The organism is Polaribacter sp. 20A6, from assembly GCF_011378915.1.
In the GTDB taxonomy this organism is placed as follows: domain Bacteria; phylum Bacteroidota; class Bacteroidia; order Flavobacteriales; family Flavobacteriaceae; genus Polaribacter; species Polaribacter sejongensis.
Genome location: NZ_WTPZ01000001.1, coordinates 588,954 through 605,033, shown reverse-complemented (window position 1 = coordinate 605,033; position 16,080 = coordinate 588,954). Strand labels below are relative to the sequence as shown.

General features: G+C 30.4%; 9 protein-coding genes. 1 reads left to right on the top strand and 8 read right to left on the bottom strand.

What is annotated here, in order from left to right; all coding sequences use genetic code 11:
- The first annotated feature begins 52 nt into the window (after nt 1-52).
- Nucleotides 53-4,228, top strand: coding sequence for a two-component regulator propeller domain-containing protein (locus tag GQS57_RS02355; protein WP_165730823.1), 4,176 nt, complete (start codon nt 53-55; stop codon nt 4,226-4,228).
- A gap of 190 nt (nt 4,229-4,418) precedes the next feature.
- On the opposite strand, the gene GQS57_RS02350 is transcribed toward GQS57_RS02355, so the two are convergent.
- The 8 genes from GQS57_RS02350 to GQS57_RS02315 all read right to left on the bottom strand — a co-directional run bounded on the left by GQS57_RS02350 (nt 4,419) and on the right by GQS57_RS02315 (nt 16,050).
- Nucleotides 4,419-4,580, bottom strand: a complete 162-nt coding sequence (locus GQS57_RS02350; protein ID WP_165730821.1) for a hypothetical protein — start codon at nt 4,578-4,580, stop codon at nt 4,419-4,421.
- 335 nt (nt 4,581-4,915) lie between these two features.
- Nucleotides 4,916-5,674: a DUF6250 domain-containing protein gene (locus GQS57_RS02345; protein WP_165730819.1), complete on the bottom strand. Its 759-nt coding sequence runs from the start codon at nt 5,672-5,674 to the stop codon at nt 4,916-4,918.
- The gene (locus tag GQS57_RS02340) at nt 5,675-7,309 is read right to left on the bottom strand and encodes a hypothetical protein (protein ID WP_205860179.1); all 1,635 of its coding nucleotides are present in this window, start codon (nt 7,307-7,309) and stop codon (nt 5,675-5,677) included.
- Nucleotides 7,310-7,390: 81 nt separating this feature from the next.
- Nucleotides 7,391-8,839, bottom strand: a complete 1,449-nt coding sequence (locus tag GQS57_RS02335) for a glycoside hydrolase family 30 protein (RefSeq protein WP_165730817.1) — start codon at nt 8,837-8,839, stop codon at nt 7,391-7,393.
- Nucleotides 8,840-8,866: 27 nt separating this feature from the next.
- Entirely contained in the window at nt 8,867-10,462 is a 1,596-nt protein-coding gene (locus tag GQS57_RS02330) for a sialate O-acetylesterase (RefSeq protein WP_165730816.1), read from the bottom strand.
- 273 nt (nt 10,463-10,735) lie between these two features.
- On the bottom strand, nt 10,736-13,336 hold the full coding sequence (locus tag GQS57_RS02325) for a T9SS type A sorting domain-containing protein (RefSeq protein WP_165730813.1): 2,601 nt from the start codon (nt 13,334-13,336) through the stop codon (nt 10,736-10,738).
- A gap of 624 nt (nt 13,337-13,960) precedes the next feature.
- The gene (locus GQS57_RS02320) at nt 13,961-14,770 is read right to left on the bottom strand and encodes a DUF4998 domain-containing protein (protein WP_165730811.1); all 810 of its coding nucleotides are present in this window, start codon (nt 14,768-14,770) and stop codon (nt 13,961-13,963) included.
- Nucleotides 14,771-14,802: 32 nt separating this feature from the next.
- Nucleotides 14,803-16,050 carry a DUF5000 domain-containing lipoprotein gene (locus tag GQS57_RS02315; protein WP_165730809.1) on the bottom strand — a complete coding sequence of 416 codons (1,248 nt, stop codon included), beginning with the start codon at nt 16,048-16,050 and terminating at the stop codon, nt 14,803-14,805.
- Nucleotides 16,051-16,080 lie beyond the last annotated feature (30 nt).

The following is a 16,080-nucleotide window of genomic DNA, read 5'->3' as shown; positions in this document are numbered from 1 at the left end:
TTTAAGCAATTTCAAATAACTGAATCAAAGTATTTATCTGATATCATTAAAAATGAATTTAAGGTCTTATATCATCATCCTCTTTTGTTTAATTTCCAATATTGTTATTGGTCAATTTAATAATCTAAAATTTGAAAACATCGATACTATAGATGGCTTATCTAGTAGTACTTGTATGGATATATTTCAAGATAAAGAGGGTTTTATGTGGTTTGGTACCATAGATGGTTTAAATAAATACAATGGCTATGAATTTGAAATATTTAGATCTGTTTTAGGGGATTCTAAAACCATTAGCAATAATAGAATTACTTCAATTCAAGAAGATAACGAAGGAAATCTTTGGGTAGGTACTAATAATGGTTTAAATTTTTTTAATAAACGTACAAGTAAATTTTCTGAAATAAATCTTTACAAACAATTATCATTATCCAACAGTTCCCAAAAAAACATTAACGATTTACTGTACGATAAAATAAATAATATAATTTGGGTAGCTACCAATAATGGAGCTATAAAAATTAAATTAGGAGATGATAATGTAAATACCAAAAACTTTCATTTTTCTTATTTTATTAATGATCAATCAAATTTAAACTCTATAGATAATAATGGTGTTAATGTTATTTTAAAAGATAACAACAATCATATTTGGATTGGAACGGATGGGAATCACTTAAACCAATACAATGCATCAAAAAATAATTTTAATCGCATTCTTATAGAGAGTAAAAAACCTTACGAATTAAACCACATTCCAAAAGGATTTTTTATAGATTCAGATGGAGATTTTTGGATAGGTAACGACTTAAATAATCTAATTTTATGGGAAAAAAAACTAAATCGTTTTAGTCATATTTCTTTGGTTGATAACCATGTTCCAATCTTTAATATTTTTCAAGATGATAGTGGATTTTTTTGGGTTCCTAGTGAAGGACAAGGTTTGTATTTATTAAAAAAGGAAAAAAATAAGGTTAGTATACAACAACATTTTAAAAATAACCTTTCAGATCCATTTTCTCTGCCTAATAATAAACCATCAACAGTATTTCAAGATAAAAATGGTATCTATTGGATAGGTAGTTACGATAAAGGTGTGAGTAAATTAGACCTTAAAAAATATTCTTTTGGTCACTATTATTATCAACCTGGAAATAACAAAGGACTGAGTGCTAAAACGGTACAATCTGTATTACAAGATAAAAAAGAAAGAATATGGATTAGCTCTTATGACGGTGGTTTAAACCTTTTTGAAGAGGAAAATAATACATTTAAAAAAATTTCTTATCAGAATAATAAAGGGTTAAGTTCAGATAAAATTCTCTATACTTTCGAATGTCATGATGGTTATATTTGGGTATGTACATTAGATGGAGGATTAAATAAATTTAATCCTGAGAACAATACGGTAGAGCAGTTTTTACACGACAGTAAAGACTCTTTGTCCATTAACCAAAACTCGGTATGGGCAGGGGTTGAAGATGCTAAAAACAGAATATGGCTAGGATTAAGAACAGAAGGTATTAGTTTATTTAACCCAAAAACAAAACACTTTACTAATTATAAAAACAACCTAGTAAGTAATGATATATTGTATTTATTTATAGATTCTAATAATCGATTGCTTGTTGGTACAACTTTAGGTTTAAATGTAGTCGATTTAAATACATTAGAAGATTTTATTCCCAAAAATATCGAGTTTACTGAAATTAAAGAAAATGGTGTAAGAGATAATTGGATTAACTATATAACAGAAGATCATTTAGGTAATATTTGGATTGGAACCGATAGTGGAATCCGTCAACTAGATAGCAATTTAAAGTTATTAAATTCTTACACTTCTCAAGACGGATTACCTAATAACCTTGTTGTTGGTATTGTAGAAGATAACAATAATAATTTTTGGATTACAACTAAAGGTGGTTTGTCTTTTTTAAATTCTCAAACTCTGAAATTTAAAAATTTTAATATTCATGACGGTTTACAAGGACCAGAATTTCAAAGTAAATCTATAGAAAAAACAAAAGATGGAAGAATACTTATTGGAGGAATAAATGGTTTTAATATATTTAATCCTAATGATATTAAAGCTCCTGAATCTGCAATACTTTATCCACAAATTACTGCTTTAAAATTAAATAACAAATTAGTTTCAGTTGGCGATACTATAAACGGTAGAGTATTATTAAATAAAACAATATCAGCAACAAATAATTTAGAGTTGCAATACAACGAGAACTATATTTCGTTTGAATTTTTATCATTATACTTTGAAAATCCTGAGCAAATACAATATGCTTATAAAATGGAAGGTCTAGATAATGAATTCATAAACATAGGTTCTAACAGAGTGGTAAACCATTCTAACTTAAAAGCAGGTAGTTATACTTTTGAAGTAAAGTCTTCTATTGATGGCCACTGGGATACTTCTAAAACAACAAGTATAAATATAAAAATATTTCCTCCCATTTGGAAAACGTGGTGGGCATATTTACTATACTCTTTAATAGGTGCCTTATTATTTTATATTGTAATACATTACTACACACTTAAAGTAAAAGAGTCTCAAGAACATGAATTAGACCAAATGAAGCTTAAATTCTTTATTAATGTTTCTCATGAATTTAGAACTCCCCTAACCTTAATACTAAACCCTGTCGATAAAATACTATCTAGTTATAACCAAGATTCTGATACTATTAAAAACTCTGCAATCACCATTCAAAGAAGTGCCAGAAGGTTACTCCATTTGGTAAATCAATTATTAGATTATAGAAAAATGGATGTTGGAATGGCTCCTTTACAATTTGAAAAAGGAGATCTTATAACATTTAGTAGAGATATCTTTTGTCTTTTTAAAGATTTAGCAGCAAAAAAAGAAATTAATTATCAATTTAAAACCTCTATCAACACTTTAAACTCATTATTTGATTTTGATAAAGTAGAAAAAATTATTACAAATTTGATTTCTAATGCTATAAAGTTTACGAATAATGAAGGAGATATTACAGTATCAATCAAAAAAATAAAAGAAACTGAAAAAAAATCTAAACTTTCATTTTTAAAGAAAGATAAACTAACAGATTATGTAGAAATTATTGTGGAAGACACCGGTGTTGGATTAAATAAACATCAGTTAAAAAATGTGTTTTCTCGTTTTTATAATTTAGATATAAATAAAGCTGGTACCGGTATTGGTCTTAACTTTACAAGAGGATTGGTAGAATTATGTGGTGGAGAAATCTTTATTGAAAGTGAACATTTAAAAGGAAGTAAATTTACTGTTCGCTTGCCTTTAAACGTTAATGCAAAAGCAGAAAAAGTAGAAAATATTAAAAATGAGTTCCTAATAAACTCTATGAAAGCTGTTGAATATGATATGTTTATCTCTAATGACTCTTTAATAAGTCCAACCACGGAAGAAGAAGAAACTCTAGATGACAAAAAACTACCAACGATATTAATTGTTGAAGATAACATTGAATTAAGAAGGCATTTAACAAACGACTTAAAAGATGACTATATTATAAAAGAAGCTTCTAATGGAGTTAATGGATTAAAAATGGTAAAAAAACACTATCCAGATATTGTAATTAGTGATGTTATGATGCCTAAAATGGATGGTTTTGAAATGTGTAAATCCATAAAAACAGATTTTGAAACATGCCATATACCTGTTTTACTATTAACTGCAAGAACCTTAGATGAAGATAAAATACACGGTTACGATAATGGTGCAGATGGTTACATTTCTAAACCGTTTGTAACCAGTTTACTTAGAGCAAGGATAAATAACTTATTAGAAACTAAAAGAAGGCTAAGAGAACGTTATTCTAAAATTGGAGGAGCACTCTCTTTAACTGAAGATACAACTTCTAATTTAGATGAAGCTTTCTTAGATAAAACTAGAAAAATTATTTTAGAAAATATTAGTGATATCGATTTTAAGCAAGATCATTTATTAAAAGAAATAGGTATTGGTAAATCTCAATTTTATAGAAAAATAAATGCTTTAACAGAGTTAAACCCTAGTGGTTATATTCGTACTATAAGACTAAGACACGCCTCTGAATTACTATTAAAAAAACAACATTCTATAAAAGAAATTACACATATGTGTGGCTTTAATTCTACCGCCTATTTTAGCAAAACATTTAAAGAATTATTTAATGTTACACCTACTCAGTTTATGGAACAAGAAGGAAAAGAAGGAATGCCAAATTTATAAAATGAAGTTTTTACTTTTTATTTAAACCTCATAGCAGGATGTGCATAATTAGTTTAGTATTAAAAGATATAAAGTTGTTTATTAAAACATGAACGTCAAAAGTTCTAAGGATTTTCTTAAGAGTGCAAAAGTTAGCAATTAAGTATATATAATTATTTTGTTGCTTTTATTCAGACCTTTAATGATTCAATTAATTTCTGTTTTGAAAAGGAAACCATTTTAACACGAATGTTAAACCTACTGCACACAAAACTCCAGATAAAACACTAATTATATTATTTTCCTCATAAAAATAGCTAGCAATACCTCCTAAAATTATAATCCCAATTCCAATTATTTGTAACTTATTCATAAATTTGTTTCAACTTTCATTCCAATAGAGTAATAACTCAATAAATTGAAATATTTATCATTATTGTAAATATATTAATTCTACTTTTTATTTTCAGAATCTTAAAAAAAAAAATGATACCAACTGTATTTTTCATAAACATTATAAAAAAAATGACCCTTGGCGCAAGACTTAAATAAACATCTAAAACACTTATAATCAAATATTACGAAACTTTACAAATAAAAAAACTATTAAAATAGCTACCAACAAAAAAAACGAACCTTAAATAGGGCTCGTTTTTTATTTTTTATAACTAGTTTTTATCTAAAAAAACATAGTCTTAAATTAAGTGTTTAATCTTTATTGTTTAAAGAAGATAATTGAAAGACTTTAAAGTTATCTACAGTCATGTGATTTTTTACAGTTCTAAGACCAAAATATCCAGAAGTATAAGGATTTGTATCTTTAAAATCTACAAATAATTCATTATCTCTATAATATTGAATCACTCCATTATGTGCAATAATTTTTATATGATAAGACCTATTGCCTTCTAACATAAACTTGACATTTTTTAGATCATTTTCTGGTAATAATGGTCTTTCTCCATTACCAACATATCTTCTAAACCTTGTTGTTCCATTGTCATTACCACCAACTCCCATGTAGTACAACTGTAGGCTATCATAATTAGAAAACTTCCCTCCTCTTTTTTCTGAGTTAGCAAACAAATCTTGCACATTTTCTGGGTCCGAAGCCATCCAAAAACAATTTAAATCAGAAACACGATCATTAGGTCCTCCATTCTCTATTAAAAACACATCATATTCAATTTGGATAGCGCCAGAAAACTTTTCTTTTAACCAAACAGTACATCCAGAAACATCATCAATTACCAATTTACTATCCTCTACCTCTACGGTTCCATTAGGCATTTGTTCAACTTTCCAATTAACTAAACCATCTGTAAAGTTCTCTTCGAAAATAAGTTTTTTTTGTAACTTTTCTCCTTTAACAGTTACGGTATCATTATTATTAGAACATGCACCTAGCATCCCAATAATTAGAGACGCTAGCAACAATACTCTTCCTTTTACAATATATTTTCTCATTTAATTTATTTGTTGAATTAACACCAAACTCCAAGGAGTTATTTGATGATCTATAGTTAATACCCCATTTTTATCTGCTTTTACATATGATGTTTTCATTGTATTTGCATATTCTTTCATCAATTTAATTTCTTCTCTTGTTGGTGGTTCTGGTTTTCCCATATCCTCCCAATAATTATGAATATTACCATGATCTTTATCTAAAATTTCCATCTTAAACATTGCTCCTGCTTTTAATCCTTTTAAAGAAAAATTTAAATCCTTATTGGTTCCATCTTCTCTTTTATTTGTTCCAGAAGGAACTGCATTTTCATATTCTTCTGGATAATTATACGCTAAAGCTATAATATTTCCATTAGAAGATTTTTTACTTACAAATAAATAATCATCCTTATATATTTGCTGATCTCCCAGTTGATGTAACATTCTGTATGCATGATATGATGGTTTTACCAAACCTTGAAAATTTATCATACCAAAACCACCATGAAAAATACTTGCTGCTCCCCCTTTTTCTTCAAAAATATCAGTAAAAGTCCACAAAGCTAAAGAATTGGTTAAACCAATACAATCTAAATTCGATTTTACAATATAAGCTGCTGCCGGCAAACGATCATGCATCGCATCTCTACTACTTGGACTTGTATGCCATTCTGTAAGGTGTATTTCTACATCAGGAAAATCACTCTTTTTAATTATTTTATTCAACCACAATAAATCTTCTTTTACAGAACCTACATGTCTTGTTAATCCTTTTCCTTTTCCTGTTTCTGGATTAAAGGCATAATCTGTTGGGTATGGATGTGTACTAACAAAATCTACAGGAAGATTTTCTTTTTTACAGTATTTTAAAAAATCTTCAATCCATACACCATGCCAATCTAAAACATTAATATCTTTAGCAGCAAACACAGCGTCAGATGCTTTATCATCCGTTAATTCCCCATCAAAACGTGCATCAGGCACAAAATTACTGGTAGATGGACCTCCAACTTTTAAACGATTATCTACAGATTTTACAGCTAAAGCAGATTGTTTATACAATTCAAAATACTGAGATTTTGTTCCGTCCCAAAATAAAGGGTATAAATTAGGTTCGTTCCAAACTTCAAAATACCATGTTAGTACTTCTTCAATTCCGTAACGATCCACACAGTGTTGCGTAAATGCTTCTACTAAATCATGAAACTTTCCAAACGATTCTTCATCTGGTGTAATATTAGCTTTCCACCAAAAAACAGTTTTAGAATCTTTTGCAGCTATACTTGTTGGAAAAAAGGCCAATTCTACAAAAGGTTTTATTTTTAATGCTAACATTCTATCAAACAAATCATCAATATATTGCCAGTTGTAAACCGTTTTACCTTTTTCTATTATTACAGGAAACATATCGTCATGAAATATTCCATGAAACCGAACATATTCATATCCTATATTTTCTTGAACTTGTTCTAATTGTTCTAACCAACCAGCTCTTAAACCTTCGTTAGCACGACCAGCTCCAACCATTTTACTCCAATAATGATCAAAAACTTCTCCGTCTTTTTGAACATCAATTTTCATCTTATTTTGTGCATTTAAACTTAAGACACAACCGAAAATTAATCCGTAAATTATTTTTTTAACTATATTCATTTTTCTATTTATTTTAATGGTTTTTTATGGTTCTATGTAATAATTGTTTTTAAAGTCTAAAATTCTTTAATTAAGTTTGTATTATTCTGTAAACACAATGGTGTTAATTGATTCTGCTTCTACATTCACAGAAATAGTTTTGCTACCAATTTTTAAATTTAAGGTATCAATAGATTCTTTAGGGTTGTAAACTAACATAGCTACTCTCCCATCTTTTAATTGAAATGCCAGGTGATTTTTTCCTTCGGATGATTTTAAATAATGATCTCCTGGCTGTATAAAATGTGATAAATGTTTAAATAAATAAAACTCATCTGTATACGTAACATTTTTTGAAGTTTTATCTACCACTACCAAAGAGTTTTGAGGCCAACCCCAAGCACTCTTACCTGTTTCATCTAACACCATATTCCAATACATATAAGATCCAGCCCCATTGTTAAAATAATGTACAAGATCTTTCCAAGACCTTTCTACAGAAGTCCAATCATTCTCATGCTCTCCACACTTATTTTCCGTTTGCATCAACTTTAAACCTGGAAACGTTTTATGAACCGTTGGAATTGCTTTTGCTCCTCCCCATTGAAAACCCGCTCCAGAAATATAAGATGCAGTAGATTTGTAATCTAAAATTGTTTTTACATAATTAGGATTACTAGAGTTTACAGTACCTAACCAAATCTCTGTATCTAATTTATCATTTTTAAATTGAGGTCCTAAGAAATCGTTAATAAAGTATGCCATATCTTCTGGTCTCCAAGTACAACTTGGCCAATTTGGTTGAAATGCAACTTCATTTTGGGGCATAATTGCAAACAAAGATACACCTGCTTTTTCATAAGATTTTACAAACTTTGAAAAATACAATGCATACGCCTTTAAATATCTTTCTTGCATTTTAAAAGCTGTTGCATTATTATTTATTTCAGCTCCTAAATTCATTTTATTTCCTTCAATAGCATTTTCAAAATTGCCACTTCTCATTGCGTAATGTTCGTTTACTTTCATCCATGCTGGCGGAGACCAAGGCGATGCCCAAATTTGCAAATCTGGATTTACTTTTAAAGCTTCTTTTAAATACGGAATTAATATATATTTATCTCTGTCTATGTTAAAATCTCGCATTTCAAAATCTTCAGGAACATCGTTACTAGAATAATAACTTAAAGCATAGTCTGATGCACCTAAAGGAATTCTACACATAGAAAAATTGGCTCCTTCTTTAGAAAACAAATCATTAAAAACTTTTTTAGATGCTTCTTTTGGCAAGGCACTTAAAGCATCCCAACCTAATTCATTAAAAGCACCACCAACTCCATCTACTTTTTGTAAAATACTATCTTTATAAATTGTAATATCTGTAGTTGTTATATTTTCTTTTTCTAAAAATCGTTTTGCTTTTACCCAACGTTTTGTTGCTGTCGTGTAGGTTAATTCTACTTTTTGCGCAAAAGACACATTACCTATAAACACCAAAGCCAATAATAACAATGATTTAAAGCTTTGTTTATAAAAATTAAATTTATTCATATTCATATTTCTTTTAATTATAATCAATTACTTTTCTGAACTAAATATAGCCGCAGGTAACCCTTCTATGTTATATAAGTTTGCTCCTTCTGGGTTTGCAGCCCAAGCATAACGAACTTCTTTAGGGTTTAAAATATTTTCACTCCAAACTTCTATTTTATTCTTAGAAATTATTTTAGCTTTTGCTTGTTCCCAAATACCCTTTTCACTTAAAATCTCAAACCTTTTTAAAGGTTCATTAACTGCTATAGCTTTATTTAATAATACTTTTGAACCAATCATTAAACCTGAACCAACTTCCTTAAATTTAATTTGAATTTTATTATTTACAATCTTTTTAGATTGATACAAAGGTCCACTTACAGCAGGTATTCTTATATTATAATCTTTCTTTAATGCCCACAATGCAAGTCTTTTTCCTACATCCATTTTATTATGTGGATGTATATCTTTAGGTTCACCAATGTCATATAAAACAGCCATTCCTGTATTTTTTACTTTTAACGTTTTTCTTAACTGATCATTAACTATAGACCAACCTAAATCTTTCTTTTTAGAACCTCTATTACATGCAGCTAATTGTGTCCAATAAAAAGGAAAATCTCCTTGTGCCCATTCTGATCTCCAACTATCTATCATCGTTGTTAAATAGTTTTCATATTCTTGGGGTAAATACTCCGCATTACTTTCTCCTTGATACCAAATTGATCCTTTAATTGCAAATGGAATTATTGATGACAACATGCCATTATGTAATGTAGCTTCTAGCTGCATATCATCCTTCGGGTTTTTTAAAGGTTTAGGTTTTCTTCCTTTTTCTCCCTTTTGTGTCCAAATTTTTATTTTTTTCTGATATTCTAAATCGACATAATCTTTGGCTTCCATTTTCTTTATAGCAGCTTTAGATTTAACTCTACTTGCTTCAAAATAAGCCTTCATATTTTCATTTGCTAAATACGCTTCTTCAGATAACCAAGGTTGAATTCTAGTTCCTCCCCAAGAGCACTCTAGTAATCCAATAGGAACATCAACTTGTTTACGTATCTCTTTTGCAAAGAAATATCCAGTTGCAGTAATCTTACCAATATCCTCTCGGTTTACAGAAACCCAATTCCCTTTAAAGTTCTTTTTCTTCTCGAACAAAGAAGTAGTTTGCGGCACTTCTATGTGTCTAATCCAATTGTCATTTGCCGTTTTAACTTCGTTTCTAATATAGGTTACTAAAGGTTGATGTTTTGGGTCTCTTGCATCATTTAAAAATTTAGACATTCCAAAATCCATATTAGACTGTCCTGTGCATAACCAAACATCTCCAGATAGCACATCGTTTATAACAATTTTATTTTTTGAAAAAACAGTTATGGTATGCGGACCTCCAGCTTCGGGGGTTTTTATATCTGCTCTCCAATTTCCTTCTAAATTTGTTATCACCTGTGCCGATGCTCCCCAACTTGTTTCTACGGTAATAATTTCGTTGGCATCTGCCCAACCCCAAATAGGAATTATGGTTTCACGTTGAATAACCATATGGTCGGAAAATAAACTATTTAAACTTACATTTGCTAAGGCCATTTTTGGCAGCACAAATAATAAAATAAGTAAAAACTGATAATGATTTTTCATGAAACAAAAGTTTATTTTTTATAAGAATACCTCAGGGTTCTTAATATTTCTCTTTTAGTGTAATATTATAATTTCTTACTAAACAAATCGATAAATTATTGCTCCTTCATTTTAACTTATTACTCATTTATAACCATAACATTGTTTCCTTTGGGATTTAACGCTTATAACAAAAAAGTTCTACCAAATTTTATTCGGTAGAACTTTTTATTTTCTAAATATTCTGAATTGTTTTATGTGAAACAAATCGTTCTACTTACTTCCTATTTCAAACTATAATTTTACTATTTTTTTTATCACCTCCTTACCCTGATTATTTACACGAATAATGTACATGCCACTATTTAAATGTTCGACATTTACTTGTTGCTTTTTGTGTTGAATAATTGTAGTTAAAACTTGCTTTCCTAAAATATTATAAATTGTTACCACAGCGCCTACACTATTACTTAAAACAAAAGCATTACTAACAGGATTTGGGTATAATTTAATTTTATTTAAAACTTTTTCATCAATAGAAAGTGTAGCATTACCAAACACTTCTACTTCAGCTAAATTCATCCCGCCTTGATTTTCTTTTAAAAGTTCGATTTTAACAATTTTACCTGTTATATTTCCTGTATCAATAGTTAATGAAGGGCTAGGCGCTGATGTATATTCTTTCTTGAAAGATTCTCCACCTGCTTCATTAAAAACTGTAACTCTAAAATGACTTAATCTAGCCCCATAATTACCTCCAGTTCTATTAAAAATATTAATATGATCGATAATACTTTCTGATTTTAATTCTACTTGCCACCAAGAATTAAAGTCATCATTTCTTGTATGAGAAACAGATCCACCACCATAATTACCATTTGTATTTCCATCAATCGCCCGTTCTGGAACCCCCTCATAATCTGTAGTTGATTGTGATGCTGTACCATTTAATGCTAAATTTACGGGCTCTAAATCTTCCTTTACTAATAACACATTAATATAATTAAGCTCAAAAGCGTTATCTGCTCCACTAAAAAAAACTTTCATAGACTGTACACCTTTTGTTAATCGTACGGCTTTACCTACTTTAAAGTCTTTCCAATCGGTTGAACTTGTAGAATTAGGTGTTCCGAAAGGGACGGCAACTTCTGAAGTAATATCGTTGCCCCAAAAATTGAATTTAATCTTTCCATTAGCATTTGCTGATGCATAACGAATGTTTATATCATAAGTTCCGTTAGACGGCACGTTTACCGTGTAAGTTAACCATTCTCCATCTTGTATGCTCGTAACATTATACCCGCCTTCGCTACAGGTTTTTACATCTACATTTTCATCAATTCTATATTCACTCCCAGAATTCGTCGTGGTTAAATCATGATATGTTTTGCCTTGTCCTTCTAACACGAAAAAATCAAAGTTTTCTGCCTCGATTGTTACCGGTAAAGTATTCATACTATAATCTGGCAAACCATTTAAATCAAATCCGTTTATTGGATCACCTGGGCTTACTCGTCTATATTTCAACCCACCTAAACCAGGATAATCTGTAGTAGTTAATTGTTCTATACCTATTTCATCTGTTAAAAAATCAAAACCTCTTTCTAACCACTTAGTATCTTCGGCAGGAAGGTTCATTCTGTATTTGTAATGGCCTAAATTAGATTCCAAAGCAGGACCTACTAAAAGATCTGTTCTTCCTCGGTGCCAATCTTCTTCATCTGTATTTTGAGCTAAGTATGGATTAATTTTAAGTGATTTCCATCGTCCTGAACGATCGAAACGTTCGAGGTATTCTCCATTTTCAACTGTTGGTTCCCATGGTGATGGTTGATCTGAAAAACTTTTAACCCAACTTAAATTATAGCGGTACCAAAAGCTAAGCCCTAAAAGCAAACGATTGTTTAAATGTCCATACAGATTTCCGCCTTGGTTCCAATCAATTTCTGCCATAGTACAAAGCGTTGCTACGCCTCCATGAGCATGAGCCTGATCTCGAGAACTTTCTTGACATTGACCATTTTCATATACATAATTACTAATAACTTCATTGTAACCATAATCTGGAATTGTATTTGACATTCCAGTAAAACTGTATTCTTCAAAGTATTCATTTGTAGACTTAAGACCGCTATTCGTTGGTGGCCCTGAAAGGTAAGGCAAATCATCTGCTCGATGCGGTAACCCTTTCAAATATCTTACGGCGCGATCATACATAATTTCATTGTCAAGAAATACCCCCATAGCCATCATAACTCGCATTCCGAAAATGCCTTGATTACCATGACGTGCTGGGTCGCCTTGATAAATATGCCAATACAATGTATGATCACGACTTGCAATGGCCGCAGTTGGAGCCGTAGTATTAGAATACCCAGGATATACCAGCATATCTTTAAATTTTTGAAGTGCAGTAGAGTCCCACCCAGAGTATGTGCTTTTAATAATTTCAGCAGCCTCAATGAGTTTCCAATGGCGACCACTATCAAGTGGAACACTTAACTCTTGTCGTTTAAGATCTGAATATGCTGTAAAAACCTCGATTGCCTTTTCTGCATGTCGAGGATCTTCTGTGATATACCACATTAGTGCATTGTAATAAGCTGTAATGCCATCATTAACTAAAAATTTATTCCAACTTTCGGTTAAAGTTGTCATCCCCTTACTCCCTCCTGCAACTTCAACGTTATAACTCGCGCGAGGATGCGAAGCCAATAGTTGAAAGGAAGAAGCAAAAGGTTCTATTTCTGCTTCTACCATAGCTTTCATTCGATCTAAATCGGATTTCTTATGAGACAAGCCGGGGTGTACAAATTGAGCATGCATGGAAAAGCTCACAAAACATAATAAAAATGTTACTGCGAATAATTTGTTAAAAGTGTAATTTTTTCTCATTGTTTTTAGTTTATTAATTGTTGCTAATATTACAAATAGAATAAAGCATAAACTATAATTTATAATCCTTAATGTTTAAATTATGACTTTTTTTCAACAAAAAACAGTTTACAAAAGTTACTGATTTTAAATAACTTATAAAATAAAAAAAATCCTGCCTTCTAAATTAGAAGACAGGATTTTCAGTCTGAATAATTACTATTTTAAATATTCTACCTTTATTTTAAAAAGAATATTTTTAAGAAAATTATTCTTTAATAATTTTCTTAGTTTAAACTTGATTATCCTTATTAATGTTTAAAGGATATATACCACTTTTTAAGCTACTCAGATCAATCTACTATTTATTTCGTAAAAGCCTTTGTTTGATTACCAACCAACCTTAAATACTATAAACCTCTACACTAGCAGCGACACTACTGGAGCTATTAAGTTTATCTTTCACAGGATTTGGATAGGTTTTAAATTTATTATCACCTACACAACAACACTCCTAAAAAAACTACATATCAACATCTTATAAATGTTAAATAATTTAGTTTGGTTGTTTTTTTAACCAAAAGATCTCCTTAAACAACATCCTGTTTAAGGAGACCTTGGTTTTGTAATAAAAATTTATACTATTTATATTTTTTCTGGAAACATCGCTTCATTAGGATTGCTTTCAAAAAAATAAGGTGAATCTACTGCAACTCTATAATAAGTAACGTAGCTAAATGTACCTTCTGAAACAAAATCAGAAATTATTGTTTCATCTTCCGACTCGTCAACTTCAATTGTTTTTTCAGTACCATCGGTACTACTTGTATAAGTTATCGCTGTTTTTACCAAAAGATTATTTATAACAAGAACAATTTCATTACCATCGTCATCTAATTCAGGATTACCACTTGAATCCATTTGAAATCTTCTATTCGATGTCCAGCTAATCACTACACCTACCTCAGACGGATACGTTACTTCATCATAGTGTCTAGCTTGTAATGATTCTTTATAAGTATCGCCTAGTACTGTTCCAAAAACATCATACTTTATAGATTTATTACCTTCAGAATCTTCTAAATGTACAAAATACTCACTACCGCCTTCTGGTAATTCTAATTCTGTTTGATAAATTTCTGGTTTGTATATCGTTCTATTGATATCAATAACAGTTACTATCTTTTCATCGTCATCGGTTATATCATCATCAAACAAAGTAACCACTGCTTTTTTTATTTTTGGATCTGCGTTAACAAAAACCTTAAATAAAATTTTATTATAAGCCGTGGCTACTGGAGCCACAGAATCTGGCATAGCTAAACTTATTACTTGTTCTGGAACGTATTGTTCGTAGGTTTCAACTAAATCTGTATCACAAGAAATACAAAGTAAAACACCTACAACTCCAAGTCCTATAGAAGTAATTTGTTTTTTCATAAAATTATAAATCATAATTTTCATATTTTAAATTCGTTTCGATTAATTTATTGTCGATTATCACCATAAAACTCTATCTCACTAAGATGTAGTAGTGTAGATTTTCTATCTTGATTCACTTTTTGAACAAACCTGATATAACGTACTTTAGGTGCTTCTGGAGAAATTTCAAAATTAAATCCTGCTTCTGCTGCTTCAATATCTTCAGTAGTATTATCATTACCTGGTCGACCAGAAGGTTTTACAGGTGATGCATCTTCTAATAATAGTGTCCAACCATCTAAACTTCCATCTTCATTTAATGTTTCTCCTCCCCACAAATCAAAAAGATGTGGATTTCCATGACGCCACATGAAATTACCAAGTCGTGGCCAATACTTAAATCTATAAACTTGAGATAAAGCACCTAAATCTATTGTAAACATAGTTACTTCAAGATCTATCCCGTTATAGGACCAATTTTCATATTCAGGTAATTCACCATCAGGACTTGTCCATCCTGAACCGGTATGAAATCCGTTATTACCACTCATTACTCCATCAAAAAGATGTGGAAGCAACCAACCATAAGCCGTTTCGGTATCGTGTGGTTGATATACAGCTTGAAAATTAGCTCTATCGAATAACTCAAGATAACGTGGTGTTAATGTCATTTCTATTTGATCACAAGTATTATTATATCTATCCCTTACTACAAAAACATAATCGGTTTCTCCAGCCTCTTGACCTAAAACCAAACGTTCGCCAACTGGAGCAGATGTATAAACAGCATCTTGAAAAATTAAACTACCACTTGCGTCTACCGAATACACCTCTATGGTTACAAGTCCGGTTTCTGGATTTTCCCAAAATAATTTAATACCTCCATAGTCTTCTTCTGCATAAAGTGTTTCGCACACATATTTATAAGGTGGTTTTTCTGGGTTTATTACTACTGGAGCAACTTCTGATTTTCTTTCTGACTGATCTACTGCATATAATTCTACATTATATTGAGCCGCTTCTGCAAAACCTTCAACTTTTAATGTGTTATTATAAACAGATGATTTTACACTTACTAGCTCTCCACTACCAGTTCTTTGATATTCTGCTACAACATATAACACATCTTCATCATCGGGTAAGTTATATGTTATGTTAGAAGCACCTGCTAAATTTTCGACAGAACTCGCGTCTACAACAACGGCACCAGGAGCAACACCATCGTCAGAAACTAACGAAGTTATTTTATCTTCTTTACAGCTGTAAACAGCTGCTATGCACAAAAGCATAATAAATAATTTTAAAGTCTTCATTATATTTTTATTTATTTGTTAATATTAATT

Bases quoted from the DNA above. Each gene is read 5' to 3' on its own strand.
- GQS57_RS02355 (WP_165730823.1), top strand. From the start codon at position 53: ATGAATTTAAGGTCTTATATCATCATCCTCTTTTGTTTAATTTCCAAT.
- GQS57_RS02350 (WP_165730821.1), bottom strand. From the start codon at position 4,580: ATGAATAAGTTACAAATAATTGGAATTGGGATTATAATTTTAGGAGGT.
- GQS57_RS02345 (WP_165730819.1), bottom strand. From the start codon at position 5,674: ATGAGAAAATATATTGTAAAAGGAAGAGTATTGTTGCTAGCGTCTCTA.
- GQS57_RS02340 (WP_205860179.1), bottom strand. From the start codon at position 7,309: ATGAATATAGTTAAAAAAATAATTTACGGATTAATTTTCGGTTGTGTC.
- GQS57_RS02335 (WP_165730817.1), bottom strand. From the start codon at position 8,839: ATGAATAAATTTAATTTTTATAAACAAAGCTTTAAATCATTGTTATTA.
- GQS57_RS02330 (WP_165730816.1), bottom strand. From the start codon at position 10,462: ATGAAAAATCATTATCAGTTTTTACTTATTTTATTATTTGTGCTGCCA.
- GQS57_RS02325 (WP_165730813.1), bottom strand. From the start codon at position 13,336: ATGAGAAAAAATTACACTTTTAACAAATTATTCGCAGTAACATTTTTA.
- GQS57_RS02320 (WP_165730811.1), bottom strand. From the start codon at position 14,770: ATGATTTATAATTTTATGAAAAAACAAATTACTTCTATAGGACTTGGA.
- GQS57_RS02315 (WP_165730809.1), bottom strand. From the start codon at position 16,050: ATGAAGACTTTAAAATTATTTATTATGCTTTTGTGCATAGCAGCTGTT.